Origin of the sequence: Solidesulfovibrio carbinolicus (genome assembly GCF_004135975.1) — a bacterium.
Lineage (GTDB): Bacteria > Desulfobacterota > Desulfovibrionia > Desulfovibrionales > Desulfovibrionaceae > Solidesulfovibrio > Solidesulfovibrio carbinolicus.
This window is the reverse complement of record NZ_CP026538.1, coordinates 2,285,217-2,308,951: the sequence shown is the minus strand read 5'-3', so window position 1 is coordinate 2,308,951 and position 23,735 is coordinate 2,285,217. Positions and strand designations below refer to the sequence as shown.

20 protein-coding genes are annotated in these 23,735 nt (G+C 66.4%); 6 read left to right on the top strand and 14 right to left on the bottom strand.

Features of this window, described 5'->3' with window-relative positions; genetic code table 11:
• Window positions 1-202 precede the first annotated feature (202 nt).
• The 5 genes from C3Y92_RS10230 to selD are packed head-to-tail and all read left to right on the top strand — an operon-like array spanning window position 203 to window position 5,154.
• Window positions 203-1,399, top strand: coding sequence for a LeuA family protein (locus C3Y92_RS10230; RefSeq protein WP_129352222.1), 1,197 nt, complete (start codon window positions 203-205; stop codon window positions 1,397-1,399).
• Window positions 1,396-2,121 carry a hypothetical protein gene (locus tag C3Y92_RS10225; protein ID WP_129352220.1) on the top strand — a complete coding sequence of 242 codons (726 nt, stop codon included), beginning with the start codon at window positions 1,396-1,398 and terminating at the stop codon, window positions 2,119-2,121. Before C3Y92_RS10230 ends, C3Y92_RS10225 begins: the two co-directional genes overlap by 4 nt.
• Window positions 2,118-3,899 carry an ABC transporter ATP-binding protein gene (locus tag C3Y92_RS10220; RefSeq protein WP_129352218.1) on the top strand — a complete coding sequence of 594 codons (1,782 nt, stop codon included), beginning with the start codon at window positions 2,118-2,120 and terminating at the stop codon, window positions 3,897-3,899. Before C3Y92_RS10225 ends, C3Y92_RS10220 begins: the two co-directional genes overlap by 4 nt.
• Entirely contained in the window at window positions 3,896-4,111 is a 216-nt protein-coding gene (locus C3Y92_RS10215) for a hypothetical protein (protein ID WP_129352216.1), read from the top strand. The genes C3Y92_RS10220 and C3Y92_RS10215 overlap by 4 nt, the downstream gene beginning before the upstream one ends.
• A complete protein-coding gene (gene selD / locus C3Y92_RS10210) occupies window positions 4,108-5,154 on the top strand; it encodes a selenide, water dikinase SelD (protein WP_129352214.1) in 1,047 nt (348 codons plus the stop codon). The genes C3Y92_RS10215 and selD overlap by 4 nt, the downstream gene beginning before the upstream one ends.
• 59 nt (window positions 5,155-5,213) lie before the next feature.
• On the opposite strand, the gene C3Y92_RS10205 is transcribed toward selD, so the two are convergent.
• From C3Y92_RS10205 to C3Y92_RS10145, 13 genes are all read right to left on the bottom strand, one after another.
• Window positions 5,214-5,714, bottom strand: coding sequence for a dienelactone hydrolase family protein (locus tag C3Y92_RS10205; protein WP_235669450.1), 501 nt, complete (start codon window positions 5,712-5,714; stop codon window positions 5,214-5,216).
• A gap of 74 nt (window positions 5,715-5,788) precedes the next feature.
• Window positions 5,789-6,346, bottom strand: a complete 558-nt coding sequence (locus C3Y92_RS10200; protein ID WP_129352212.1) for a hypothetical protein — start codon at window positions 6,344-6,346, stop codon at window positions 5,789-5,791.
• A gap of 220 nt (window positions 6,347-6,566) precedes the next feature.
• On the bottom strand, window positions 6,567-6,836 hold the full coding sequence (gene rpsT, locus C3Y92_RS10195; protein WP_129352210.1) for a 30S ribosomal protein S20: 270 nt from the start codon (window positions 6,834-6,836) through the stop codon (window positions 6,567-6,569).
• 82 nt (window positions 6,837-6,918) lie between these two features.
• Window positions 6,919-9,012, bottom strand: coding sequence for a glycine--tRNA ligase subunit beta (gene glyS / locus C3Y92_RS10190; protein ID WP_129352208.1), 2,094 nt, complete (start codon window positions 9,010-9,012; stop codon window positions 6,919-6,921).
• 12 nt (window positions 9,013-9,024) lie between these two features.
• Window positions 9,025-9,897: a glycine--tRNA ligase subunit alpha gene (locus C3Y92_RS10185; RefSeq protein WP_129352206.1), complete on the bottom strand. Its 873-nt coding sequence runs from the start codon at window positions 9,895-9,897 to the stop codon at window positions 9,025-9,027.
• Between the two features lie 196 nt (window positions 9,898-10,093).
• On the bottom strand, window positions 10,094-10,843 hold the full coding sequence (gene recO, locus C3Y92_RS10180; RefSeq protein ID WP_129352204.1) for a DNA repair protein RecO: 750 nt from the start codon (window positions 10,841-10,843) through the stop codon (window positions 10,094-10,096).
• Window positions 10,844-11,001: 158 nt separating this feature from the next.
• Window positions 11,002-12,453, bottom strand: coding sequence for a RodZ domain-containing protein (locus C3Y92_RS10175; RefSeq protein ID WP_129352202.1), 1,452 nt, complete (start codon window positions 12,451-12,453; stop codon window positions 11,002-11,004).
• A 65-nt stretch (window positions 12,454-12,518) separates the two neighbouring features.
• Window positions 12,519-13,511, bottom strand: coding sequence for a SurA N-terminal domain-containing protein (locus C3Y92_RS10170; RefSeq protein ID WP_129352200.1), 993 nt, complete (start codon window positions 13,509-13,511; stop codon window positions 12,519-12,521).
• A gap of 184 nt (window positions 13,512-13,695) precedes the next feature.
• Window positions 13,696-15,480 (bottom strand): peptidyl-prolyl cis-trans isomerase, encoded by a 1,785-nt coding sequence (locus tag C3Y92_RS10165; protein WP_129352198.1) that lies wholly within the window; start codon window positions 15,478-15,480, stop codon window positions 13,696-13,698.
• Window positions 15,477-18,923 (bottom strand): transcription-repair coupling factor, encoded by a 3,447-nt coding sequence (gene mfd, locus C3Y92_RS10160; RefSeq protein ID WP_129352196.1) that lies wholly within the window; start codon window positions 18,921-18,923, stop codon window positions 15,477-15,479. Before mfd ends, C3Y92_RS10165 begins: the two co-directional genes overlap by 4 nt.
• 153 nt (window positions 18,924-19,076) lie before the next feature.
• Window positions 19,077-19,553, bottom strand: a complete 477-nt coding sequence (locus C3Y92_RS10155) for a chemotaxis protein CheW (protein WP_006918937.1) — start codon at window positions 19,551-19,553, stop codon at window positions 19,077-19,079.
• A 170-nt stretch (window positions 19,554-19,723) separates the two neighbouring features.
• Complete coding sequence (locus C3Y92_RS10150) at window positions 19,724-20,215, bottom strand: hypothetical protein (protein ID WP_129352194.1); 492 nt, start codon at window positions 20,213-20,215, stop codon at window positions 19,724-19,726.
• A gap of 74 nt (window positions 20,216-20,289) precedes the next feature.
• Complete coding sequence (locus C3Y92_RS10145) at window positions 20,290-21,489, bottom strand: aminopeptidase (RefSeq protein WP_129352192.1); 1,200 nt, start codon at window positions 21,487-21,489, stop codon at window positions 20,290-20,292.
• Between the two features lie 175 nt (window positions 21,490-21,664).
• Here C3Y92_RS10145 and infA point away from each other — a divergent pair, with 175 nt between their 5' ends.
• Complete coding sequence (gene infA, locus C3Y92_RS10140; RefSeq protein WP_006918952.1) at window positions 21,665-21,883, top strand: translation initiation factor IF-1; 219 nt, start codon at window positions 21,665-21,667, stop codon at window positions 21,881-21,883.
• 175 nt (window positions 21,884-22,058) lie between these two features.
• Here infA and C3Y92_RS10135 read toward each other — a convergent pair whose 3' ends face one another.
• The gene (locus C3Y92_RS10135; RefSeq protein WP_129352190.1) at window positions 22,059-23,666 is read right to left on the bottom strand and encodes an MBL fold metallo-hydrolase RNA specificity domain-containing protein; all 1,608 of its coding nucleotides are present in this window, start codon (window positions 23,664-23,666) and stop codon (window positions 22,059-22,061) included.
• Between the last annotated feature and the right edge of the window lie 69 nt (window positions 23,667-23,735).

Genomic DNA, 23,735 nt, shown 5'->3' with positions numbered 1-23,735 from the left:
CCGTCAAGCATTGGTATCGTCCCCGGGAAAGGCGGACTTTGGAAAAGCTATCCTGTGCCCTGTCCTGCGTCAAATCGTTCCATGCCCAAGTCCCAAGGCCCGTGCGATTCGGCAATACCATCGCGACGATCCCCTCCGTCCACTCGTGGCGTGCCTGCCGCCGGGACGTTGCCTTTGACGGAAAAACGGCGCACAAGAGCGCATGTCCAAGCGTATGGCCGCTCCGGTTTCACCCTCTCCCCTCATCATTTCCGACACCACCCTGCGCGACGGCGCGCAGATGCCCGGCGTGCATTTTTCCATCAACGACAAGGTCGCCATCGCCCAGGCCCTGGAAGCGGCCGGGGTGGACGTCATCGAGGCCGGTTTTCCGGCCGGCGGGGCCGGCGAGATCGAGGCCGTACGGCAGGTGGCCGCCGCCACCACGCGACCGCTTATCATGGCCCTTTGCCGGGCCGTTGGCGCCGACGTCGACGCCGCCTGGCAAGCCCTGGGCGACGCGCCCGCCGAGCGGCGCGGGGTCGGCGTGTTCCTGGCCACCAGTCCCCTGCACCGCCGCCACAAACTCGGCAAGACCAAGGCCCAGTGTCTGGCCATGATCGCCTCGTCCGTGGCCTACGCCCGCCAGCGTTTTGCCCGGGTCACCTTTGGCTGCGAGGACGGCAGCCGCACCGAGCCGGCGTTTTTGCGCGAGGCGTATGCCGCCGCCATGGACGCCGGGGCCACAGCCATCGGCTTTCCCGACACCGTGGGCGTGCTGACGCCCGAAACCGCGCGCCGCCGCATCGCCATGCTCGTTAGCCTAGCCCATCCGCGCGGCGTCAAGGTGCGGGCGCATTTCCACAACGATCTTGGACTGGCCACGGCCAACACCCTGGCCGCCATCGCCGCCGGAGCGGACATCGTCCACCTGACCGTGGGCGGCATCGGCGAACGGGCCGGCAACGCCGCCCTGGAAGAGACGGTCATGGCTCTGACACTGCATCCCGGCCAGTACCGCCGCACGACAGGCGTGAACACGACCAGGCTCACGGCCCTGTGCCGGCTGGTGGCCGAGCGTGCCGGCTTCACCTTGCCGCCAAACAAGGCCGTGACCGGGGCCAACGTCTTTGCCACCGCCGCCGGGGTCCACCAGGACGGCCTGCTCAAGCACCCCGACACCTACCTGCCCTTTCGGCCGGAACTGGTCGGGGCCGAGGGCATCCGCCTGCCGCTCTCGCCCCTGTCCGGCAAGGCCGCCCTGGCCCTGCGCTACACGGAACTGGGCATCGCGCTCTCCGCGGACGAACTTTCCCGGGCCAGCCGGCTGGTCAAGGACGCCGACAAGGATGCCTGGCGCGACGAGGAAGCGCTGCTGCGCCGGGCCGCCGCCGCCGTCCGTCAGGACGGAGCGGCATGATCGGCCTAAGCTTTGCCGCCGCCTTGACGCTGGCCCTGCTCCATCTTTACGTGCGCCTGCTCTCGCCCATCCTGTCCGTGCCGCGAAGCCCCTGGCTTTCGGCCGCCGGCGGCGCGGCCGTGGCCTACGTCTTCGTCCACGTGTTTCCTGACCTCTGCGCCGGCCAGGAAACAGTCGCCCGGACCGGCTGGGCCTGGGTGGGGCTCTTGGACCGCCACGTCTTTCTCATCGCCCTGGCCGGGCTGCTGGTTTTCTACGCCCTGGAGCGGGCGGCCCTTTTGGCCCGGGGCGGCCGCGACGGCCCACGGCTCGACCCCTCCCAGGGCGTTTTCCGCCTGCATCTGGCTTCCTTTGCCCTGTACAATTTCCTGATCGGCTATCTGCTGGTCAACCGGGTCGTGCCCGGCCCCTTGAGCCTGACCACCTACGCCGTGGCCATGGCCCTGCACATGGCCGCCAACGACTATGGCCTGCGCCGCCACTTCACCGACAGCTACCGCCATCTGGGCCGCAAGGTCCTGGCCGGCGCGGTGCTGGCCGGCTGGGGCCTGGGCGCGCTTGTCCAGGTCCACGAAGCCGTGCTGGCTCTGCTTTTCGCCTTTCTGGCCGGCGGCGTGGTCATGAACACCATGAAGGACGAACTGCCCCTGGACGGTTCCGGTAACGCCCCGGCCTTTGGCCTGGGAGCCGTGGCCTACGCCGCCCTGCTGCTTGCCGTATGACGACACCCACATCCACACCGGGCCAAAGCCCCTTTTTCGGCCGCCACGTCTGGACGCTCTACCGCTTCCTCGCCCCCTACCGCGCCGGTCTGGGCCTAGGGCTTGGCCTCAACGTCCTGGCCCGGGCCTGCGACCTGCTCCCCCTGGCCCTGGCCGGCAAGGTCATCGACGCCGCCACCTCGGGCACAACCGACGCCAAAACCTACGCCCTCTACGGTCTGGCCGTGCTATTGGCCTTTATTTTCCTGGCCATCTTCCAGAGCGGCTCGGACTATGCCCTGGCCGCCATTGCCCAGAAGGTGCGCCACGACCTGCGCCTGGCCCTGTACGGCCGGCTCCAGACCCTGGACCCGGCCTATTTCGAGGATCGCCAAACCGGCGACATCATGTCCGTGGTGGTCGGCGACGTGGACACCCTGGAGAGCTTTCTCACCGACGCCAGCACCTCCATCATCCGGGTGGTGGTCACGTTTCTGGGCATCTACGGCTATCTCTTCTTCCTGGAATGGCGGCTGGCCTTGCTGCTTTTTGCCCCCCTGCCCCTGGCCGTCTTTGCCGTGCGCCGGTTCGTCACCCGGGTGCAGCCGCGCTACCGGGCCGCCCGCAAAGCGGTGGGGGCCATCGCCGGGATGCTCGAAAACAACATTTCCGGCATGGGCGTCATCCAGGCCTACACCGCCGAGGACCGGCTCCATGCCGCCGTGGCCGCCCGTTCGGCCGCCTACCGCGACGAGGCCGTGGCCGCCGAGGGTGAGCGGGCCAAGTTTCTGCCGGCGCTGTACGCCGTGGCCGGCGTGTCCTTCGCGGCGGTCTTTGCCGGCGGCGGCTGGCTGGTGGCCTCGGGTTCCGGTCCGACCGTCGGCGACTATACCACGTTTACGCTGTTCGCCGCCCGGTTGGTGCTGCCGCTGTTTGTCTTTGGCATGCTCATCAACCAGATTCAGCGTTCGGAAGCCGCCGCCGCGCGCATCGCCGAACTTTTGGCCACCGAACCCCGGGTGGCCGACCGGCCGGACGCCGTGCCCTTGACGGCGCGCCCCGAGGAGATCCGCTTCGACAACGTCCGCTTCGCCTATCCCGGCCGCGAACCGGTCATCCACGGCGTGAGCTTTGCCGTCAGCCTTGGCCAGTCGGTGGGCGTGGTCGGCCCCACCGGCGCCGGCAAATCCACCCTGGTCAAGCTGCTGCTGCGCTACTACGAACCGACCAGCGGCCAGATCACCGTCAACGGCGCGCCCCTGTCCGGCCTGACCCTGGCCAGCTATCGCGGCCGGCTGGGCTACGTGTCCCAGGACGCGTTTCTCTTTCACGGCACGGCGGCGGAAAACATCCTGCTGGGCGATCCGGCCGCCGATCTGGCCGCCGTGCGCCGGGCCGCCGCCATGGCCGGCATAGACGAGCGCATCATGAACCTGCCCGAAGGCTACGACACGGTCATCGGCGAGCGCGGCATGAAGCTTTCCGGCGGCGAACGCCAGCGCGTGTCCCTGGCCCGGGCCATCCTGCGCGATCCGGCCATCCTGCTCCTCGACGAAGCCACCTCGGCCGTGGACACCCGCACCGAGGCGCTCATTCAGCAAAATCTCCTTGCCTTGCGGCAGGGCCGCCTCACCCTGGCCGTGGCCCATCGCCTGTCCACGGTGCGCCAGTGCGACCTGATCCTGGTCGTTGTCGACGGCTGCGTGGTGGAGCGCGGCGACCACGAGGCGCTGCTGGCTGCCGGCGGGGTCTACGCCGGCATGTGGGCGGTGCAAAGCGGAGCCGAGGCCGGCGCATGAGCTTCGATCCGGCCACGACCACCGTCCTTGATCTGGTGGCCGCCCATCCGGCCGCCGAGGCCGTGTTTCGCCGCTACGACGCCAAGGCCGGCTGCTGCATCCTGTGCGAGGCCCTTTTTGAAACCCTGCCCGCTCTTTGCGCCCGATACGGCCTTGACGCCGAGGCCCTGGCGCATGATCTTTCCCGGGCCATCGACACGGAGACCCCATGAGCATCGAACTGGTCAAGACCGTCAAAGCCGCCGGCTGAGCGGCCAAGATCGCCCCAGGGGACCTGGAGGCCGTCTTGCGGGGGCTTCCCCACATATCCGATCCGCGTCTGCTCACCGGCCAGGGAGTCAACGAGGACGCCGCTGTCGTGCGGCTTCCCGACGGCCGGGGGCTGGTGCAGACGGTGGATTTCTTCACGCCCATCGTCAACGACCCGTTTCTTTTTGGCCGCATCGCGGCGGTCAACGCCCTGTCCGACGTCTACGCCATGGGCGGCGTGCCGCTGGCCGCCATGAACATCGTGTGTTTTCCGGCCAAGACCATGGACACGGCCATTCTGGGCGAGATTTTGCGCGGCGGGCTGGAAGCGGTGCTGGAAGCCGGCGCCGTGCCGGCCGGGGGGCACAGCGTCGAGGACGACGAGATCAAATACGGGCTGTCCGTCTCCGGGCTGGTCGAGGCCGACGCTTTTGCCTCGAACACCGGGCTTGTGCCCGGCGACGTGCTGCTGCTCACCAAACCGCTGGGGACCGGCGTCTTGGCCACGGCCCTCAAGGGTGATTTCGGCGACAAGGCGGCCCTGGAAGCGCTTCTGGGGAAGTGGGCCGGCCGCCTCAACGCCGCCGGCGGCCGGGTCATCCGGGAACTGGGCCTGCGGGCAGCCACCGACGTCACCGGCTTTGGCCTGGGCGGCCATGTGCTGGAGATGGCGGCGGCTTCCCAGGTCGCGGTGGAACTTTCGCTGGCGTCCATCCCGTTTTTGCCCGAGGCCGTGGAACTGGCCGGCTACGGCATGTTGCCGGCCGGCAGCTTCGCCAACAAGCGGCATTGCGCCAAGGATGTGGCGTGGGCTTCGGCCCTGGACCCCATCCGCTGCGATCTGGTGTTCGACGCCCAGACCTCGGGCGGACTGGTGCTGGCCGTGCCGGCGGAAAAAGTCGCAGCGGCGCGGGAGATGCTCGAAGCAGGCGGCGATCTGGCGGCGGTCATCGGGCGGGTGACGGAGTTGGAAGACGGGAAGGCGCGGCTGCGGATCGCGCCCTAGTGCAAAGGCGGATGCCTCCGGCGACCGGGGGGATTATCCCCCCGCCCCCACTGATGGGGTTAGCCAAGGATCGTATATTGCGCTCGCACTGCGGCAATATGCTGCTGCATCAATGTTGCATCATACCCCGGCGAAAGCGCGTTCATGAACCCATGGGCCGCGCCTGCCACGACCTCGGTTCGCACCATATCCGAGACGATGGCCGCCGCCACGGCGCAAGGTTCAAAAGCCGCCTCGCGTTCGGCGAAGATAGCCTCCACCCGACAGCGCGGCCGCAAATCCAGATAATTGCGAATGCGTGAGCCATAGAAAAGAACCAGCCGGCTCTCGGGATGGCACTGCTGCCCGGCTGCATAAAGCCACCCTGCCGTGGCCCCGACGCTGAACCCCACCAACGTAACCGGCTCCCCGGCCGCCGCCAGGGCAATCCGCTCGGCATAGGCCTCCAACCCCGGCCCGGCCACGAAGGCGGCGTGGGAAGCCTGTTCCGTGGCATAGGGACTGCCCTCGCCTTCCCAGGGAGAAAGCAATTCGGCCTGGCCTCCAAGGTTGGTCGCCAAGGCATGAAGCGCCGGGGTGACGCCGTAAATATCCGCCGCGACAAGCAGCCGCCGGGGCTGTCCACTTCCCCCGGTCACGGCAGACACCGCACCGCGTCGAGCTTCCAGGCTTCGCCCTCGCGCACCATGATGAAGCTTGCCGAGGGGTTAGCCGCGCCCGGCCAGGAATAAACAATGTCCGCCCGGTCGGGGGTTGCGGCCGTGGTGCGGTAGCTGTAGGGCGCGTCGGACTCGTCCTGGGCGCAGGTGAGGGGATTGTAGTCCAGGCCGCAGAGCTCGCCCGGAATATAGCGCCCCTTGCAGTTGTCGCGAACGGCTTTGCGTTCCAGCTCGGCCAGATCATGGCGCAGCCGGGCGGTGGTCAGTTCGCGCGCCAAGGCGGCGTCGCCCTTGCCGCCGCCGGGGCGGCCAAGCAGCGCGTCCACCAGCCCGGCGCGCTTCTCCGAAAGCCGCAGCAGCTTGTCCAGGGTTTTTTCCGCCTCGGTCGCGGCCGGATGGGGCCGGCCGGCCGCCGGCTTGTCCGCGTCGGAACTGGCCGAAACAGCGGAAACGGGCGGCCCGGCCAAGGCAACGGCCCCGCCGAGCGCTGTAAACAGCAACGCCAACACCATCGTTCCAAACCATTTGCCCATGCCCTGCTCCTTTCGGGTGCGTCGCCCGACTCTGCCCCGGCCAAGGCGCAAGCGCCAGCCGAAATTCACCCCGGCAAAAGCCTCAGGGCCGTCCCGCTCAGCCCGCCAAACCGCCGCAGCAGCCGCAGCCGCCAAGCCCGCAACAATCCGCCGCCAAACGCCAAAAGCCCGCCGCGAAACCTCGCGGCGGGCTTTGGAAAAACACCAGTAAACCGGAAGACTAGGCCGACTTGGCCTTGTTGACGGCCGTGGACAGCCGCGAGATGTTGCGGGCGGCAGTCTTCCAGTGAATGATCTTTTTGGTGGCGGCCTTGTCGAGCACCTTGGTGGCGGTCAGCAGGGCGGTTTCGGCGGCAGCGGCGTCCCCGCCGACCAGGGCGGCGCGCACGGCCTTGATGACGTTACGCACGCGGGTCTTGACCGCCCGGTTGCGAGCCCGGGCCAAAAGGCTTTGACGATGCCGTTTGATGGCGGATTTATGGTTGGCCAAGGATCGTTCCTCCGTGAAGTGTTCGCTGAAGCAGGGTTAGCTAGCCCAATGCGCCAAACCTGTCAAGCAGTTTATGCGAAAGTTACACTTGCAGGGCGGCGAAATCCGCTACCCGGCCCAGACGGTCAACCAGCGACTTGAGCAGATTGAGGCGGTTAAGCCGCATATCCATGTCGTCGCACATGACCATGACGTTGTCGAAGAAGGCGTCAACCGACGGCCGCAGCTCGTACAAGAGCTCCAGCACCGCGCCGTAGTCACCGGCATCAAAGAGGGCGTCAAAACGCGGGAAGACGTCCTGGCACACCGCCGCCAGATTCTTCTCGGCCTGTTCTTCCAGAAGCGCCGCCTTGACCACGCCGGTCAGGGGCACGCCGGCCCCGACGCCCTGCTTGCGAATGATGTTGGCCGCCCGTTTGAAGGTCAGCACGGCCTGATCGAAGTCCGGCTTGGCGGCGAATCCGGCCAGGGCGGCCAGACGGGCCGACAGCGCGGCGATGTCGTTGTAGGACGCGCCCAGGGCCGCTTCCACCACCAGGGTGTCGTAGCCCTGGCCGGTGAAGTAGGCCTTGAGGCGCTGGCCGAAGAAGTCGAGGAGCTTGGCCAGGACATGGGTGCGGTCCACCTTGAACTTCACCTCGCCATAGCCGTCGATGGCTCCCTGCAGGAGTTCCATGAGGTCCAGGCGCAAGCCGTGCTCAATGACCACGCGGCAGATGCCCAGGGCCGCCCGGCGCAGGGCGTAGGGGTCGGCCGCGCCCGTCGGGGCCATGTCCAGGCCGAAGCAGCCGGCCAGGGTGTCGGCCTTGTCGGCGATGGACAGGATGGCGCCGGCCAGAGTCGCCGGCACGGGGCTGTCCGGTCCGGCCGGCAGATACTGCTCGGCCACGGCCCGGGAGACGGTCTTGGACTGGCCTTTTCGACGGCTGTAAATGCCGCCCATGATTCCTTGGAGCTCGGCGAATTCGCCCACCATGTCCGAGACGAGATCGACCTTGGCCACGCCGCCGGCCTGGGAGGATTCCAGCATGATCTCGGGCTTGCCGGCCTGTTCGGCGATAAGCCCGCACAACCGTTCCAGCCGCTTGCCCTTTTCGCGCATGGAGCCAAGGCCGGCCAGGAAGACCACGCTTTCCAGCTTTTTCTGCCAGGTTTCCAGGCTGGCCGACAGGTCGGCCTCCCAGAAGAACCGGGCATCTTCGAGGCGGGCGGTCAACACCCGCTGCCAGCCCCGGCGCACGAGCTCCACATTGCCCGGCACAAGGCCCAGGGTTGTGAGGAAAACCGGCAGCAGCCCGCCCTTGCCGTCTTCCACGGCAAAGCTCTTCTGATGGCTCTCCATGCTGGTGATGAGCACTTCGCGGGGAACGTCCAGAAATTTGGGGTCGAAGCGGCCAAGCAATACCACCGGATGCTCGGTGAGGCCCGTGACCTCGGCCAAAAGAGCCGGGTTGATGACGGCCGTGCCGCCGGCTTCCTTGGCCAGGGCTTCGGCCTGGGAGCGCACGATGCCTTCGCGTTCCCGGGCGTCGAGGACGACCTTGCCCTTGTCGCGGATGATGTCGAAATAGGCGGCCGCCGCAGGAACCTCAAAGGGGCCGGGGCCCATGATGCGCTGGCCGTAGGTGACGCGGCCCGAAGCGATGTCGTCGAACTGGAACGGCACGACGGCGTCGTCCAAAAGAGCCAAAAACCAATGCACCGGCCGGCCGAAGGCGAACTCGCGGCTGCCCCAGCGCATGCGCTTGGGGAAGGAGAGTTTTTTGACCGCCTCCAGGCACAGAGCCGGCAGGAGTTCGATGGCGGCTTCGCCGCCGGTGGTCTTGCGCAGGGCCAGATAGCGGCCCTTGGGCGTTTCCATGACGAAGACGGCGGACACGTCCAGGCCCTGGCCCTTGGCAAAGCCCTCGGCGGCTTTGGTGGGCACGCCGGCGGCATCGAAACCCACTTTTTCGGGCGGTCCGCTGACGACTTCCTCTTCCCGGCGGGCGGCGGCGGCCATGTCGGGCACGCTGACCACCAGACGCCGGGGCGTGGCAAAGGCGGCGATGGTCCCGCAATCGACCTTGGCCTGGGCCAGCCCCTCGGCAAAGAGCTTTTTCACCTCATCGACGAGCCCGGGCAGGAACCGGGCCGGCATCTCCTCGAATCCGATCTCGAACAGAAAATGGGACATGGCGTGGTTCCTTTAGCCTTTGTTGAGCAGGGGATAGTCGAGTTCCTTGCGCTGGGCGGCGTAGAGCCGAGCCAGCGCCGAGGCCAGGGCCCGCACCCGGCCGATGTAGCCGGTGCGCTCGGTGATGGAGATGGCTCCCCGGGCTTCGAGCATGTTGAAGGCGTGGGAACACTTGAGGCAATAGTCATAGGCCGGCCAGGGCAGGCCCAGTTCACACAGCCGCTTGCACTCTTTCTCGCAGGCATTGAAATGGGCCAGGAGCATGGCGGCGTCGGATTCCTCGAAATTGTAGCGCGAATGTTCGTATTCGCCGCGCTGGTGCACCTGGCCGTAGGTGACCCGGTCGTTCCAATCCAGGTCGTAGACCGAGTCCTTTTGCTGCAGGTACATGGTGATGCGCTCAAGGCCGTAGGTGATCTCCACCGAAACCGGCGACAGGTCGATGCCGCCCACCTGCTGGAAGTAGGTGAACTGGGTGGCTTCCATGCCGTCGAGCCAGACTTCCCAGCCCAGGCCCCAGGCCCCCAGGGTGGGGGATTCCCAGTCGTCCTCGACGAAGCGCACGTCGTGGTCCGAGGCGGACAGCCCCAGGGCGGCCAGGCTTTGCAAATAGAGGTCCTGGATGTTGTCCGGCGAGGGCTTGAGGATCACCTGGAACTGGTAATAGTGCTGCAGGCGGTTGGGATTTTCGCCGTAGCGGCCGTCGGTGGGGCGGCGCGAGGGCTGCACGTAGGCGACGTTCCAGGGTTCGGGACCGATGACCCGGAAAAACGTATGCGGATTGAAGGTGCCGGCCCCGACCTCGCTGTCGTAGGGCTGGACCACCAGGCAACCGGACTTGGCCCAGAAGTTTTGCAGCGTCAAAATGACATCCTGAAAGTACATGCTCGCTCCGATTTCAAGGTTTCGCCGCCGGCCGGGCAGCGGCGGCGACGGGGCGGGCCGGCGCACGCGCCGCGCCCCGCGAAAAAGCCTCCCGGCCAAATAAAATCCGTTCACCGGCTGCTTGGGCCGGTCCAGCAGGACCGAGGCAAAACGACAGTCCGGCCGGGCCTACGAAATACGCCGCACGCCCCCCGAATCAGGCTCGCACGAATCCACCTTGCTCCCAGGCCAGCCCCATGTGGTAGCGCACCAGGAGATCCACGGCCCGGGAAAACTCCCGGCCGGCGGCCGGATGGGGCCGACAAGCGGCCCACTGCTCCGGCCCCTGCTCCACGGCCGAAGCCAGAAGCGCCAGGGCCTCGCCGCCAAGGGGCGCGTTCACCCCGCCCGAAGCGGCCGCGCGGCAGTCGGGACAGGCCACCCGCCCCTCTTCCACGTGGCACACCGCCCCAGCTTGGCCCAAGGGCTGGCCGCAGACGGCGCACTGGCCGCACGTCGGCAACATGCCGTGCAAAAACGTCATCCGCGCCCGAAAAAGGAGCGGAAAAAGCGGCGAGGGTTCCTCGGCCGCGTCCAGGGTCGCGAGCATGGCGCGCATCAGGCCGTACGCCTCGGCGAAGCTTCCAGGGGCAACCGGCGCGGCCTCAAAAAATTTCAAGCAGTTAACAGCCATGCCCAGGCGTTGGGGATGGCTTCGCAACTGCCGAGGGGCATCAAGCAGCTTGCCCTCGGCCAGGCAACGGTAGCCGCGATAGCCCGAGCGGCGCACCTTGAACTGGACGTGGTTGAGCGGATCAAGGCAACCCAGGAACCGGCGGCGGCTTTTGAGGCCTCCGAAGGCAAAGGCCGTATAGACTCCCCGCGTAGGCGAGAGCAGACGCACCCAGGCGTCGATCTCCCGAAACCGCTTGACGGCCAGTATGAGGACCTGATCGCTATACTCCATACCGTCCCGGTCCGACCGTCGCGGCGCGGGCAAGGCGCTGCAAACGCTGGCCAGCGTCCACAGCGCCTTGCCAAGCGCCCGTCAGCCTGTGTTCTCGGACGAACCCAGGCCGCTTTCAGCCTGCCGCCAAAGTCAGGCGGTCGTGACCATACGCTCCCCTATTGCGGAAACCGGATGGTCTTGACCGCGCCTTTCTCGGTGGTCACCGGCGTTTCCTGGCCGTTGTAACGAAACACCACGCTGCTCGGATTGCCGAGCTTGATCTCAATCTTCTCGCCAAAAGGCACGGTGATGCGTTGGCCCTTTTTCACGTAGATTTCCTTGGACGGCCCCTTGTCCGGACTAACGATGACCCAGCTGCCGTCCTGGCCGTAGATCTCCACTTCCTTGTCTCCGGAAGCATTCTCGGTGGCCGGACCGGGCGTAGGAGCGACGGCGGGAGGAGCGACCGGCAGCGCCGCAGTCGGCTGGGCGGCTGGCGGGACAGTCGCCGGGACCGTTGTCTGAGGCGCAACGGCCGGCTGCCCCTGGCCATTGGCCGGAGTCGTCTGGTCGGTCTTCTTGGCCACGAATTTGAGAGTCTTGACCGATCCCCTGCCGGCCTGGAGGGGGTAGAGCTTGTTGTCGAAATGAATTTCCACCGCGCCGGCGTTGCCCAGGCGCACGAGCATGTTGTCGGCGAAGCGGCCGGTGAAGGTGTCGCCCTTTTCGAGCATGGTCTCGTGCATGGCCCCGCCGTCGGCTCCGGCCTGGAGCCAGCAGCGTTCATTGGCGGCGATGGTCACGACATGGGGTCCGGTTTCACCCACGGTGAAGTTCTTGGCTGTTGGCGCAACCGGAGCGACCGGGGCGGCGGGTACGGCCTCCGGGGCGGCGGGCACGGCCGGAGCCGAACCGGTCGGCCCGCTGACGGCGATGTCCTGGGTGGCCTTGTCGTCGGCCGTGGGCGCGCCTAGTTTGGCGGTTTCCGACTGGGGCTTGAGCGTCTCGACGGGAGCCGGCGTCACGGCCGGGGGAACGGTGGGCGTCACGGCCGGCGGCACGGTCGGAGTCACGGCCACGGGCGCAGCCGGCGCGGGTTGGACCGGGGCCGGCGTCGGCACGGCGGGCTCGGACACGGGCGCGGCAATGGGCTTGCTCGGGGCAACGTCGGCCGTTTCGGCCGGCTTGGCTTCGCCCGACGATTCGGAACCGGAGAACACCCGGGCGAAAAGATACCAGCCCAGGGCCAGGACAACGATGACGGCCCCGGCTCCGGCCAGCCAAAGCATGACCGGCGGCCGGGGGGCCAGCGAAGGCACGGAGCAGCCGCAGGCATCGTCCGGAATGTCGGTTGCCAAGGAAATATCCCGAAACGGCGTCGGTTCCTCGACTTGATAGACCGTTGACAGCCGCGCGGCGAACTCCTCGTGGTCAACGCCGAGCAAGCGTGCGTAATTCTTAATAAATCCCTTAGCGTACACCGGATGGGGCAACAAACCGTCGTTACCCTCCTCAATGGCCGCCAGACAGGATCGTGTTATCTTGGTCTTGTCCGACACCGTTTCGAGGGAGAGTCCCTGCCGCTCCCGCTCCTCGCGTAGCATCGTCCCTATCTCTCGCAAATCCATACAAAAAACTCCTCAGAGTCCGTAACGCCGGGAGCGGGAGGACGCTCGGCGGACCATCGCAAGCCCTAAAGCTTGACTTCAACGACGGCTTTGGACCGCAGATTGTCGATGTATTCCTGGAAGAGTTTGTCGAATTTCTGCTTGTAGAGCAGTTCCTGAATCTGTTCCTTGGCCGCCTCATAGGACGGATTCGACCCGGCCGCTACCGCTGGGGCAGCCGGCTTTTCCGCCGGGGCCGAGGCCGTCCGCTGAACGAGCAGCACGGCTTTGCCGTCGAGAAGGACCGGTTCGCTGACCTGTCCGGGAGGCACGGCGGACAACGCGCTACGCAGAGGCGGGGCCAGATCCTTGATCTGCACGTCGCCCAGATCGCCGCCCTGATCGCGGCCAGGCCCGATGGAAAATTTCTTGGCCGCATCAGCGAAGGACATGGAGCCGGAATTGATCTTGTCGCGCAATTCCTCGGCCTGCTTCTTGTTGGGCACCATGATAAACCCGAGCCCTCCGGAAACCTTGGGGCCGAGCACGGACTTGGCGGCGGACAAGCTGCCCTTGTTCTTCTCGTAGTAGTCGCGGATCTCGTCGTCAGTGACAAGCACCTTGCGATGCACCATGAAGCCCAGCAGACGCTTCTTGATGCTGTCCAGGCGCATCTTGTCGCGGAACTGCTTGAGCGTCAGGCCTTCCTTGGCCAGTTCCGTGACGAATTGCTGCTGGGAAAGGTTGTTCTTTTTCTTGATCTCTTCGATTTGCGAATCGATTTCCGTATCGGAAACCGTCACCTTGAGCTTGTTGGCCTCGCTTTCGATGAGCATATCAGTGATCATGCTTTCCAGCACTTGTCGCCGCAGATCGTCGAGGCGGGGATCATCGGGCCTAAGCGCCACGCCCTGGGTCTGCTTGACCATGTCCGCCACGCGGGTATTGACGTCAAACAGGGTGATGAGGTTGCCGTTGACGACAGCCACAACCCGATCCACCAGTTCAGCGGCTCCGGCCGGGGCAACCAGGCTCGCCAGAAGCGCCAACACACCAAAAAATTTCGCGATTTGCGGCAAAGTATCCTCCATGAATGGGGCTAAGGCAACCATCTGCAACGGACTCGGCGAGCCCGTCCGGCAATGCCCCCGAAGCGTCGCCTGACCACGCCGATCTCCTCCCAGAGCGTCGTGGCCACGCATCCGGGGCGTATACGCGTTTTTGCAACCCCAGGCAATCATGCCCGTCCGCCGTTGGGCGGGCCTAAGGAAATTCCAGCACCCGGCTTTCCTTTTTGCCGACCTCGACGGTTTCGGCCCTTGCGCCGGCACGGTAGGCCACTTCGCTCGGGCTGCCAAGCCGCACGGTGAGCCGCCGTAAATAGGTCACCCGGTGCGGTTTGCCGGGCTTGAGATAGATCCGCTCTTCCCGGCCGTCGTCCGCCGTGTAGAGAATCCAGCTCGCCTTGACGGCGGTGAATTCGACCTCGCCAGGGCCTGGGACCGGGCCGGACGGCTGCCCGAGGGCCGCTGCGTCCCGTTGTCCGGCGGCATTGCCGGTCGAAGTCGCGGTAGCCGCAGGCTGGAGAGCTTCGGGTTGCGAAGCGGTCGTACCTGCCGGCGTCGGCTGGGCGGGCGTGACCTCGGGGGAAACCTGAGAGGCCTCGTCGCGTCCGGCGACGTCGCGGGCGGGCGCGAACCCGGAAATCTGAGCAGGCTTGGCCGCATCGGCCACGGGCCGGGCTGCCGATCCTTCGCTTACCCGGATCTCGTCCGAAACGGGTGGAGCCGCTGGCGAAGGTGCTGCCGTTGCCCCCGCCTCCCCGGCCGCCAACGCGCCACCCTCGCTGGAAATCACTGGCTCGGTCGCATCGGAAGGCGGCGTGGACGCGAGCGGCCGCCCCCCCTGATCCTGCACCAGTGGCGCGGGCGCAAAGGACGGGGGGATCGTCTTGTCCTCGGGGGGGGCCTGCGGGCGGGAAACAAGCGGCTCTTCAGGGGGGGCGGCCGCCGGCTGGCGGTTCGCCAGGGCGCGGCGCGCCGCGCCGGCCACGTAGACGCTGGCTTCTTCCTGGACCTTGGCGGCGACAAGCTCGGCGTTGCCGTCCTTGCCGTCGACCTGGGCCAGCATGGCCCCGGCCGGCAGCAACCGGGCATTGACCCGGATGGTCGCCTGACCGAGCGCCTTGGCCAGCCAGGCATCAAAGGCCTTGGCCAGTTTTTCCTCGGTGAGCCGGGCTTCGACCCGGGCGTAGGCCTTGGCCGGGTCGGGCATGGCGGCGGGCGTGCGTTCCACCAGCACCAAGGCGACATGTTCGCGGCCCATGGCCAGGGGGGAGGTCGCCTCGCCGGGCTTTTTGCCGCGCAGGGCGTCACGCCAGGCCTGGGGCAGCCCGGCTTCGGGCATCACCGCCTCCACGCCAAGCAAAGCCTCGACCTGGCCGGCCTTGCGCGCCGCGGCCAAGGCCGCCTTGACTGCCTCGGCGTCCCGGCCGGACACCACGCGAAGCGTCACCATGGCCGGCCGGGCAAAGGCGACCTGATGTTCCTTGTAATAGGCGGCCGCCTCGGCCACGCCCACCCGCTGGCCGGGCAACAGCACATCCTGACGAAATTTGTCCAGAGCCAGCCGATCGGCCAGCATCTCCCGCCAGCGGGCCAGATCAATGTGCTCTTCAAGCAACATACGCTCGAAAGCTTCGCTCGGATAATCGGCCCGCACGGCGGCCTCGGCCTTTTCCAGCTCCTCGGGCGTGGGAGCCTGGCCCAGACGTTTGAGTTCCTGGCGCACCAGCCGGGCAACGACCGCGTCGGCCAGGGCCGCCCCAAGGCCGGCGCGCAGGTCCTCGACAGCCGGATTGTCGATAGTGGGCTGGTTGATCCGGCTGACATCGTTTCGCATTTCCAGCTCGGCCAGCCGGATGGGCGAACCGTTGACCACGGCCACCACGCCCGGCTCGTCGGCCGTATCGCGGCCGCAGGCCCAAAGGCCAAGAGACAGGACCAGCGCGACCGCCAGACGCAGGCCCCGGCCAGGCCGCCTTGTCATGCCCCCTCCCCTTCGCCAAGCCCGGCCAGTTCGCCGGACCAGACGGCAATGGCCTCGGGCACGGGCAAGGCGGCGTCAAGGGGCAGCACGATCTTGCCCGGCGGCAGCAGGCGCACGGCCGGATGGGCGGCCACGAAGGCGACGAGCCGTTCAGTGGAAACCGACGCGCCCTCGGCCTCGAAGGCCACGGTCAGACGCGTGGGCGCGATCTCGGCCTTGGTCGCGCCAAGGCGTCCGAGCACCTGCTTGAAGGCCAAAACGGCCCGGAAATTGTCCACTTCGGCCGGGGGCGGACCAAAGCGGTCGCGCATCTCGGCGGCGATCTCGGCCAGCCGCTCCTCGGTCTTGGCCGTGGACAAGGCCTTATACAGGCGCAGGCGGTCGGAAGCCTCGGGCACGTAGCGCTCGGGAATGCGGGCGGCGATGCCCAGGGTCAGTTCGGTCTCGATGCGCTCCTTGACCGGTTCGCCCTTGAGCCGCCGCACTTCCTCGGCCAGCATTTCCAGGAACATATCCAGGCCAATGCGGGCGATATGGCCCGACTGGGCCTCACCCAGGATGTTACCGGCCCCGCGCAGGCGCAGGTCTTCCATGGCCACCTGGAAGCCGGCCCCGAGGTAGTCCATGTCGAGGATGACGCGCAGGCGCTTGCGGGCCAGCTCCGGCACCTTCTCGATGCTGGGCACCACGAAGTAGGCATAGGCCTGACGCGGCGAGCGCCCCACCCGGCCGCGCAACTGGTAGAGCTGGCCCAGGCCGAACATGTGGGCGTTGTCCACAATCAAGGTGTTGGCCCGAGGGAAATCCAGGCCGGATTCGATGATGGAGGTGCACACGAGAATGTCGGTCTCGCCGTGCCAAAAGCCGTGCATGGCCTCTTCCAGGGCGGTTTCCGACATCTGGCCGTGGGCCATGGCCACCTTGGCTCCGGGAGCCAGGGTCTTGACGTAGGCGGTCACGTCCTCCAGGCCCTGGACCCGGTTGTGGACCCAGAACACCTGGCCCTGGCGTTCGAGTTCGCGGCGCAGCGCCTCGCGCAAGAAACCCTCGTCGCGCTCGACCAGGGCGGTTTCCACGGTCTTGCGGTCCGGCGGCGGCGTCTCGATGACGGACAGGCCGCGCACGCCGGAAAGGGACAGCTGCAGGGTGCGCGGAATGGGCGTGGCCGTCAGCGTCAGGGCGTCGATGTTTTTCTTAAACGCCTTGAGCCGTTCCTTGTGTTTGACGCCAAAGCGCTGCTCCTCGTCGAGAATGAGCAGGCCGATGTTGGGGATGGCCACATCGGAAGACAGGATGCGGTGGGTGCCGACCAGGATGTCCACCTCGCCGCGCGACACGGCTTCCAGCACCACCTTGCGCCGCTTGGGCGAAACAAAGCGCGAGAGCATCTCCACCCGCACCGGAAAGCCTTCCAGCCGGGCGGCGAAATTCTGGTAGTGCTGCTCGGCCAGGACCGTGGTCGGGCACAGCATGGCCACCTGCTTGCCGTCGAGCACCGCCCGGAAGGCGGCCCGCAGGGCCACTTCGGTCTTGCCGAAGCCCACGTCGCCGCACACCAGCCGGTCCATGGGCTCGGGCCGTTCCATGTCGGCCAGGACCTCGCCAATGGCCCGTTCCTGGTCCGGTGTTTCCTCGAAGCCGAAGGTGGCCTCGAATTCCAGGTACAGTTCGTTGGTGGGGCCGTAGGCGTAGCCCTTGGCCACTTGCCGGTAGGCGTACATCTCGACCAGATCGGCGGCGATGCGCTCCACGGCCTTTTTGGCCCGCTCGCGCACGGACTTCCAACGCGCCCCGCCCAGCCGGTCCAGCGGCGGCGAAATGCCTTCGGGTCCCTTGTAGCGTTGCAACAGGCCCAGACGGTCGGCCGGCAGGTAGAGCTTGTCCTCGTCGGCAAAGACCAGCAGCAGATAATCGCCGCCGGTGGCGTCCACGGTCATGCGGGTAAGCCCCTCGAAGGCGGCCACGCCGTAGTCGCGGTGGACGACGAGATCGCCGGGACGGATGTCGTCAAAGGAGGCCAGGCCCTTGAAGTCCTTGTCGGCCCGCTCGGAACCGCCCTTGGCCGACTCGGGATGCAGGATGTCCTCGGCCAGGATGCGGGTGTCGCGCCACGAAAGCTCCATGCCGTGGCGAAGGGGCGAGAGCAGCGCGAAAAGCCCGGTCTCGTCCGGATGATAGCCGGTGCGAAAGACCAGCCCTTCAGGCTCGATCATTTGCAGAAATTTCTTGCGGGACCGCTCGCCGTGGAAGGACAGGATGGTCTGGCCGTGGCCGTTCCATTCCTTGAGGGCGGCGACCAGGGTGGTCCAGGGGCGCTTGTCCGAGCCGGGCTTCCAGAAAAGGTCGCCAAAGCGTTCCAGAGCCTTTTCCGGCAGATCCGGACCATGGCGGCCCCGGCCCATGACCAGATCCTCAAAGAGAATGCGCCGGCCGGCCACCAGGGATTTGCGGGCCATGTTCTCGGGCCACAGCACCCGGGAGTTGGGCCAGGGGTGGCCAAGCTCCTTGGTTTCAGCCTCGAAAAAACGCCGCCAGGCGTGCTCGGCCTCTTCCAGGCGCTCCTTGACCTTGGTGGGGTCGCACACGAGATAGGCCGCGCCTTGGGGAAACCAGGCCGAGAGTTCCACCGGTTTTTCGTAAAAAAGCCCGGGCCAGATGCCGCCGTCGCGGACCTGCAAGGCTGTTTCCAGGCGTTGCTTGGCGGCCCGGTGCAGCTCGCCCGTGCCCGCGATGGTCTCCCACAGGGTCCGGGCCTCGTCCATGAAGGTTTCGGACAGCACAGCCGGGGCGGCCGGGAGGAGGGAGGCTTCGGGCAGTTCGGCCAGGGAGCGCTGGGTGCCGGCGTCAAAGCGGCGCACGGCTTCCAGGACATCGCCAAAAAATTCGAGCCGCAGCGGACTTTCGTAACCCGGCGGAAAGATGTCGAGGATGTCGCCGCGAAGGGCGAATTCTCCGGGGCTGGACACCATGGGGGAGCGCTTGTAGCCCCACAGCACGGCCTGTTCGGCGATGAGATCCCGGGGCAATTCCTCGCCCACGGCCACGTTTAAGATGTTGCCCTCAAGGGCCCGCGGCGGCGGCCACTTGGGCAGCAGGTTGTCGGCGGTGACCAGCAGCACGCGCGGTCCCTTGCCCATGGCGGCAAAGGCCAGAAAGGCCATGCGCCGGGCCCAGAACGCGCCGCTTGGCCGGCCCGGGGCGTAGGACGGCAGCATGGCGTAGGACGCGCCCCACAGGGTCCCGGGCGAGGGCGGGGCCAGCATGTCCAGCAGCGCGGCGATGCGCGAAAGTTCGTGGACGCCCGGGGCCACGACCACGGCGGATTGCCCCCGGGCCAGGGCAGCGGCGGCCAGATAGGCCAGGGTGGCCGGGCCGCTTTTATAGACCGAGGCGGAATCGCTGGCGGCGAGGAGTTCGGCGAGGGGCGAAGCTGTGCGGGACAAGATGGTCCTCGTGAAGAAAATACGGGATGGCCGCCGCCAAGTAAATGACGGCGGCCGTAACCGCGTAACAGATTGCGCCGAGCCGTCCGGGACCCGACCGTCGGGGACGGCCCCAAGGGCCGGTCCAACCGGACTTGGAGCGGCGAGCCAGCTTTAGAAGGAACCGAGCATGTCCCGTTCTTCGCCGGAAAGCAGCTTGTTGAGGTCGAGCAGAATGAGCAAACGATCTTCGAGCTTGCCCACGCCGCTGATGTATTCGGACTCCAGGCCCGAGACGACGGGTGGCGGCGGCTCCACCGTGCTGGCGGGTATCCGCAGCACCTCGGAGACGGAATCGACCACAAACCCGACGATCATGTTGTTGATCTCGATGACGATGATGCGGGTATGCTTGTCGTGGTCCCGTGTGGTCAAGCCAAAGCGCCGCCGGAGATCGATGATCGGTATGACCTTGCCCCGCAGGTTGATGACGCCCTCGACGAACTCGGGGGCGCGCGGGACCTTGGTGATATCCATCATGCGGATGATCTCCTGCACGCTGAGGATATCGACGCCAAATTCCTCCTCGCCAATACTGAACGTGACGAGTTGGAGGAGTTCGGCATCCTGTTTCTTGAGGGTTTCCTCCATGCGGCAAGCTCCCGTTTATAGTGTGGCCGCGCCTGGGCGGCAAATTGCGTCGCTATAGCAATTCTTACGAAAAGCGGCCGTAAAGCGCAAGGCCGATGCGCGGGCCGGCGGAAAAATCCCGTCAAGTCCTGGCCGCGCCGTCGCCGAACGTCGCCTGAAGAAAAGCCAAGTTAATCCCCGGCGTCCATTCCGGCTTCGCGCTGGCGCTCTTCGGGCGTCATGCTCCAGAACGGGAAACCGTCCTTGGTGCGGCGAACCTTGAGCTGAACGTCGTCGCCCTTCTTGACCTTGACGGCCATGAGCACGTCCTGGCCGTCAAATTCGGCCCAGGCCCCGGCCGCCTTGACTTGGTCGCCTTCCTTGAGGCCAATGGAGCCCAAATCGACGAATTCCTTGGGACCAAGATGCACGATTTCCAAAGTTTTATCTTTCTTGTCCTCGACCTGCAAGGCCACGCCCGTGGCCATGCCCGGCAAGGGCACGATGTCGTAGATCTTGACCACACGCCCTTTTATGGCGTCGGCTTCTTTGGGATCAAACAACTTGTCGTAGGCCCCGCCCCGCTCCCAGCCCCGGATATTGGGGTTGGCCTTGGGTCCGGCCTGGGCCAGGCCGGCCAAAAGCATGAACGTCGCCACAGTCAGCATCACCAGTTTCCGCATACCCCGCTCCCTTCCGTGTGGCTGCGCGCCGCGTGGGCGCGCCCCTGCCGCGTTACGGCAGGCCGCCCGTCGCGTCAATACGTGAACTGACCATCTTCGTAGATGGTCACGTCGCTGCCGTCGGCCAGATGGGCGCGTACCCGCTTGGGCTCGGTATTGACGAGATCCCAATGCAGGGCCGAATCGTTGAAGCCGAGCTCGGCTTTCTTGGCGGCGTCCAGGCTGGCCGGGTCGCCGTCGTAGGTATCGGAATAGGAACTTCCCACGGCCACGTGGCAGTTGCCGTTCGGTCCGCCGAAGTTTTCGTCATACAGCGTATTGGCCATGAATTTGTCGATGCGCGAAAAGCGCCGGTCGGTCAGGGAAAATTCGCCGATGCGCGAGGCCCCTGGGTCCATGGCCAGCTGTTTGCGCACGAACTGCTCGCCCTGCTCGGCCGAGACCTCCGCCACCTGGCCGTCCTTGAAGGTCAGGCGCACGCCGGAGACGAGATTGCCACTGCGGTACGACGGCTGGTCGGCGAAATAGCGCCCGGAGATGCCGCGCCAGTCGGGCGAGGTAAAGATCTCGAAGCTCGGGATGTTGTGACCGGAAAGCCCAAGCCAGCGGCGGCGCTCGCCAATGCTCACCTTGAGGTCCACGCCGGCCGATTCCACATGCAGATAATCGGCTTTTATGCTGCCAAGCCAGGCCTTGATCTCCCGGACCTCTTCATAAAGCGCCCGCCAGCGGGCCACGGGGTCCGAGTCCTTGAGAAAACAGGCGGCCACGACCTGGGCGGCGTAGTCCTTTTTCGACAGGCCGGCCTTGGCGGCCAGCTCGGCCGTGGGATACAGGCACAGCGTCCAGCCGAATTCGCCGCGTTCCTCCCGGCGCACCAGGATGTCGCGCAGGGGTTTGCGGGCCACGGCGGCGGCGGCAATGCGCTTGGGGTCCACGCCGCTTAAGTGCGTCAGACTGTCCGGGCCGAGCAGGTGCATGGCCCCGTGGAGATTTTCGTGGAGTTCGGCCTGGCCCGGGGCCTGGAACACGAGCTGGGCCTCGTCGGCCTTGCCGTAAAAGGCGCTTTCCATGGCCGGGGTCAGGGCCAGCCGCGGCACGGGATTGATGCCGCGCTCCAGGAGCTTGGCATAAACAGCCTCGGCCAGTTTCAGGGCGGCCAGTTCGTATTGGACGAGCACCACGTCGCCGGGCTTGTAGGGTTCGGTGCGGGAAGTCAAAAGCCCCCAGACCAGGACGTCGGCGTATTTATCGAGTTGCGGTCGCGTCAGCACGGCGGTTCTTCCTTTTTTTCAAGGCTCTACTCCAAAATGCGGCCAGGCGGCAAGAACGGACGGCAAGCCTCCCTGCCCCTTGCCTTTTTCCAAAAAACCATCTACCTAACCCCGTTCACGATAACGCGACCATTCGGCCGCGTCCATGGGGCGCGCCGTCAGGAGGATACAGTTTATGGCCAAAGAAGGCGCCATCGAGGTTGACGGCGTGGTGCAGGAAGCCCTGCCCAACGCCATGTTCCGCGTCGAGCTGGAAAACGGTCACGAAGTGCTGGCCCACATTTCCGGCAAAATGCGCAAGTTCTACATCCGCATCCTGCCCGGCGACCGGGTCAAGGTCGAGCTTTCGCCCTACGACCTCACCCGCGGCCGCATCACCTACCGCCTCAAGTAGCCAGCCGCCCGCCGACTAACGGGCCGCGCCCTGCGGGGCGCTTCCCGCTCCCAAGCAGCCAAGGCCCGAAAGGCTTTTTACGGATTTCGCGCACGGGACGCCAGCCACGCCGCCCTCCCAGTCGATGGACGGCGCGGCCCCGGGGCCTGCCCGAAACCGCGCCATAGCCAAAAGCTTACATTTCCGAGAGCAGCTCCAGCATCTCCCGGTCCAGAGTGGTCAGCCGCTGGCGCAGTTCCGCCTGTTCCTCGGACGGACGCCCGGCCAGATCCTTGGCCTTGTCGCGCAGCCGGGTGAGCCGCCCTTCCATCTCGGCGAACAGCACTTCCCAGTCGATGTGCGGATGGGCCTTTTCGGCGTCCACGGCCACGACCGGTTCGGTCCCTGGCGTCAACGTGTATTCCTCAAGGTACTGCGGGATGCGCACCTTGACCCCGAAGCGCTGGCGAATAAGCCCGGCCAGGGTCTCCAGGGCCTTTTGCTCGCCGTGGACCAGAAACACCTGCGGATGGTTGACCTTGAAATGCGACAGCCAGGCGAGAATCTGGCTCTGGCCGGCGTGGGAGGAAAAGCCGCCGATGGTGTAGACCTTGGCGTTGACGGCCACTTCCTCGCCCAGAATGCGGATCATTTTCGCGCCGTCCACGATCTTGCGGCCGGGCGTGCCCATGGCCTGGAAGCCGACGAAAACGATGCCGGCCTCGGGACGCCACAGGTTATGGCGCAGGTGGTGCTTGACGCGCCCGGCGTTGCACATGCCGCTGGCGGCGATGACGATGGCCGGGCCTTTGAGTTCGTTAATCTCGCGCGACTGGTCGGTGGTCTGGGTGAAGCGGAGATTGGGCAGGGACAGCGGGTCTTCGCCCCGATCATAATAGGCCCGGGTCTCGGCGTCGAGGTAGGCCGGGTTGCGGCGAAAGATCTCCGTGGCCTTGATGGCCAGCGGGCTGTCCACGAAGACCGGCAGATCGGCCGGGATGCGGCCTTCCTTGAGCAGCAGGTGCAGGCAAAACAGCATTTCCTGGGTGCGTTCCACGGCAAAGGCCGGAATGATGACCTTGCCGCCCCGGGCGTAGCTCTCGCGGATGGCCTGGGCCAGCTCCTCGCGGCTGTCCTGGGGGTTTTTGTGGTCGCGGTCGCCGTAGGTGCCTTCCAGAAAGAGGTAGTCGGACTCCACCGGCTTGTCCGGATCGTTGACAAGCAGTTGGTCGGGGCGGCCAAGGTCGCCGGAGAACAGCATCCGCGTGCGCTTGCCGTTGCCGTCAAGCGACAGCTCAATAAAGGCCGAACCCAGAATATGGCCGGCGTCGTGGTAGACGGCGGTGATGCCCGGGGCCGGCGAAAAGGGTTCGCCGTAGGGGACGGGGGTCAACAAGGCGGCGGCGGCCAGGGCGTCGGCCTTGGTGTAGAGGGCTTCCACGGTCCGGCCGCCGTGGCGGCGGCTTTTGCGGCTGGCCCATTCGGCTTCCATCTCCTGGATATGGGCGCTGTCCTCCAGCATGATGGCGAGCAGTTCCTTGGTCGGCGGCGTGCAATAGACTTTGCCGCTAAAGCCGGTCCTGACCATGCGCGGCAGAAGCCCCGAGTGGTCGATATGGGCGTGGGTGAGCAGGAAGAAGTCGATGTTGCGGGGCTTGTAGACCGAGGTGTCGAGGTTTCGGCGCTCGATGACCTCGTTGCCCTGGTGCATGCCGCAGTCGATGGCAAAGCGGGCCGTGGCGGTCTCGATGAGGTGACAGGAACCGGTGACGGTTCCGGCCGCGCCGAGGAACTTGACCTTCATGGTGCCTCCGGGTGCGGCCGGCAGGCCGGCCGCGTCTTGATAATAAGCGCCTTTGCGGGCAAGACCGGC

What these genes read in the sequence shown, in the direction of transcription:
- C3Y92_RS10230 (WP_129352222.1), top strand. Translation starts at nt 203, where the DNA reads ATGTCCAAGCGTATGGCCGCTCCGGTTTCACCCTCTCCCCTCATCATT.
- C3Y92_RS10225 (WP_129352220.1), top strand. Translation starts at nt 1,396, where the DNA reads ATGATCGGCCTAAGCTTTGCCGCCGCCTTGACGCTGGCCCTGCTCCAT.
- C3Y92_RS10220 (WP_129352218.1), top strand. Translation starts at nt 2,118, where the DNA reads ATGACGACACCCACATCCACACCGGGCCAAAGCCCCTTTTTCGGCCGC.
- C3Y92_RS10215 (WP_129352216.1), top strand. Translation starts at nt 3,896, where the DNA reads ATGAGCTTCGATCCGGCCACGACCACCGTCCTTGATCTGGTGGCCGCC.
- C3Y92_RS10200 (WP_129352212.1), bottom strand. Translation starts at nt 6,346, where the DNA reads ATGGGCAAATGGTTTGGAACGATGGTGTTGGCGTTGCTGTTTACAGCG.
- glyS (WP_129352208.1), bottom strand. Translation starts at nt 9,012, where the DNA reads ATGTCCCATTTTCTGTTCGAGATCGGATTCGAGGAGATGCCGGCCCGG.
- C3Y92_RS10185 (WP_129352206.1), bottom strand. Translation starts at nt 9,897, where the DNA reads ATGTACTTTCAGGATGTCATTTTGACGCTGCAAAACTTCTGGGCCAAG.
- recO (WP_129352204.1), bottom strand. Translation starts at nt 10,843, where the DNA reads ATGGAGTATAGCGATCAGGTCCTCATACTGGCCGTCAAGCGGTTTCGG.
- C3Y92_RS10175 (WP_129352202.1), bottom strand. Translation starts at nt 12,453, where the DNA reads ATGGATTTGCGAGAGATAGGGACGATGCTACGCGAGGAGCGGGAGCGG.
- C3Y92_RS10165 (WP_129352198.1), bottom strand. Translation starts at nt 15,480, where the DNA reads ATGACAAGGCGGCCTGGCCGGGGCCTGCGTCTGGCGGTCGCGCTGGTC.
- C3Y92_RS10155 (WP_006918937.1), bottom strand. Translation starts at nt 19,553, where the DNA reads ATGGAGGAAACCCTCAAGAAACAGGATGCCGAACTCCTCCAACTCGTC.
- C3Y92_RS10150 (WP_129352194.1), bottom strand. Translation starts at nt 20,215, where the DNA reads ATGCGGAAACTGGTGATGCTGACTGTGGCGACGTTCATGCTTTTGGCC.
- infA (WP_006918952.1), top strand. Translation starts at nt 21,665, where the DNA reads ATGGCCAAAGAAGGCGCCATCGAGGTTGACGGCGTGGTGCAGGAAGCC.
- C3Y92_RS10135 (WP_129352190.1), bottom strand. Translation starts at nt 23,666, where the DNA reads ATGAAGGTCAAGTTCCTCGGCGCGGCCGGAACCGTCACCGGTTCCTGT.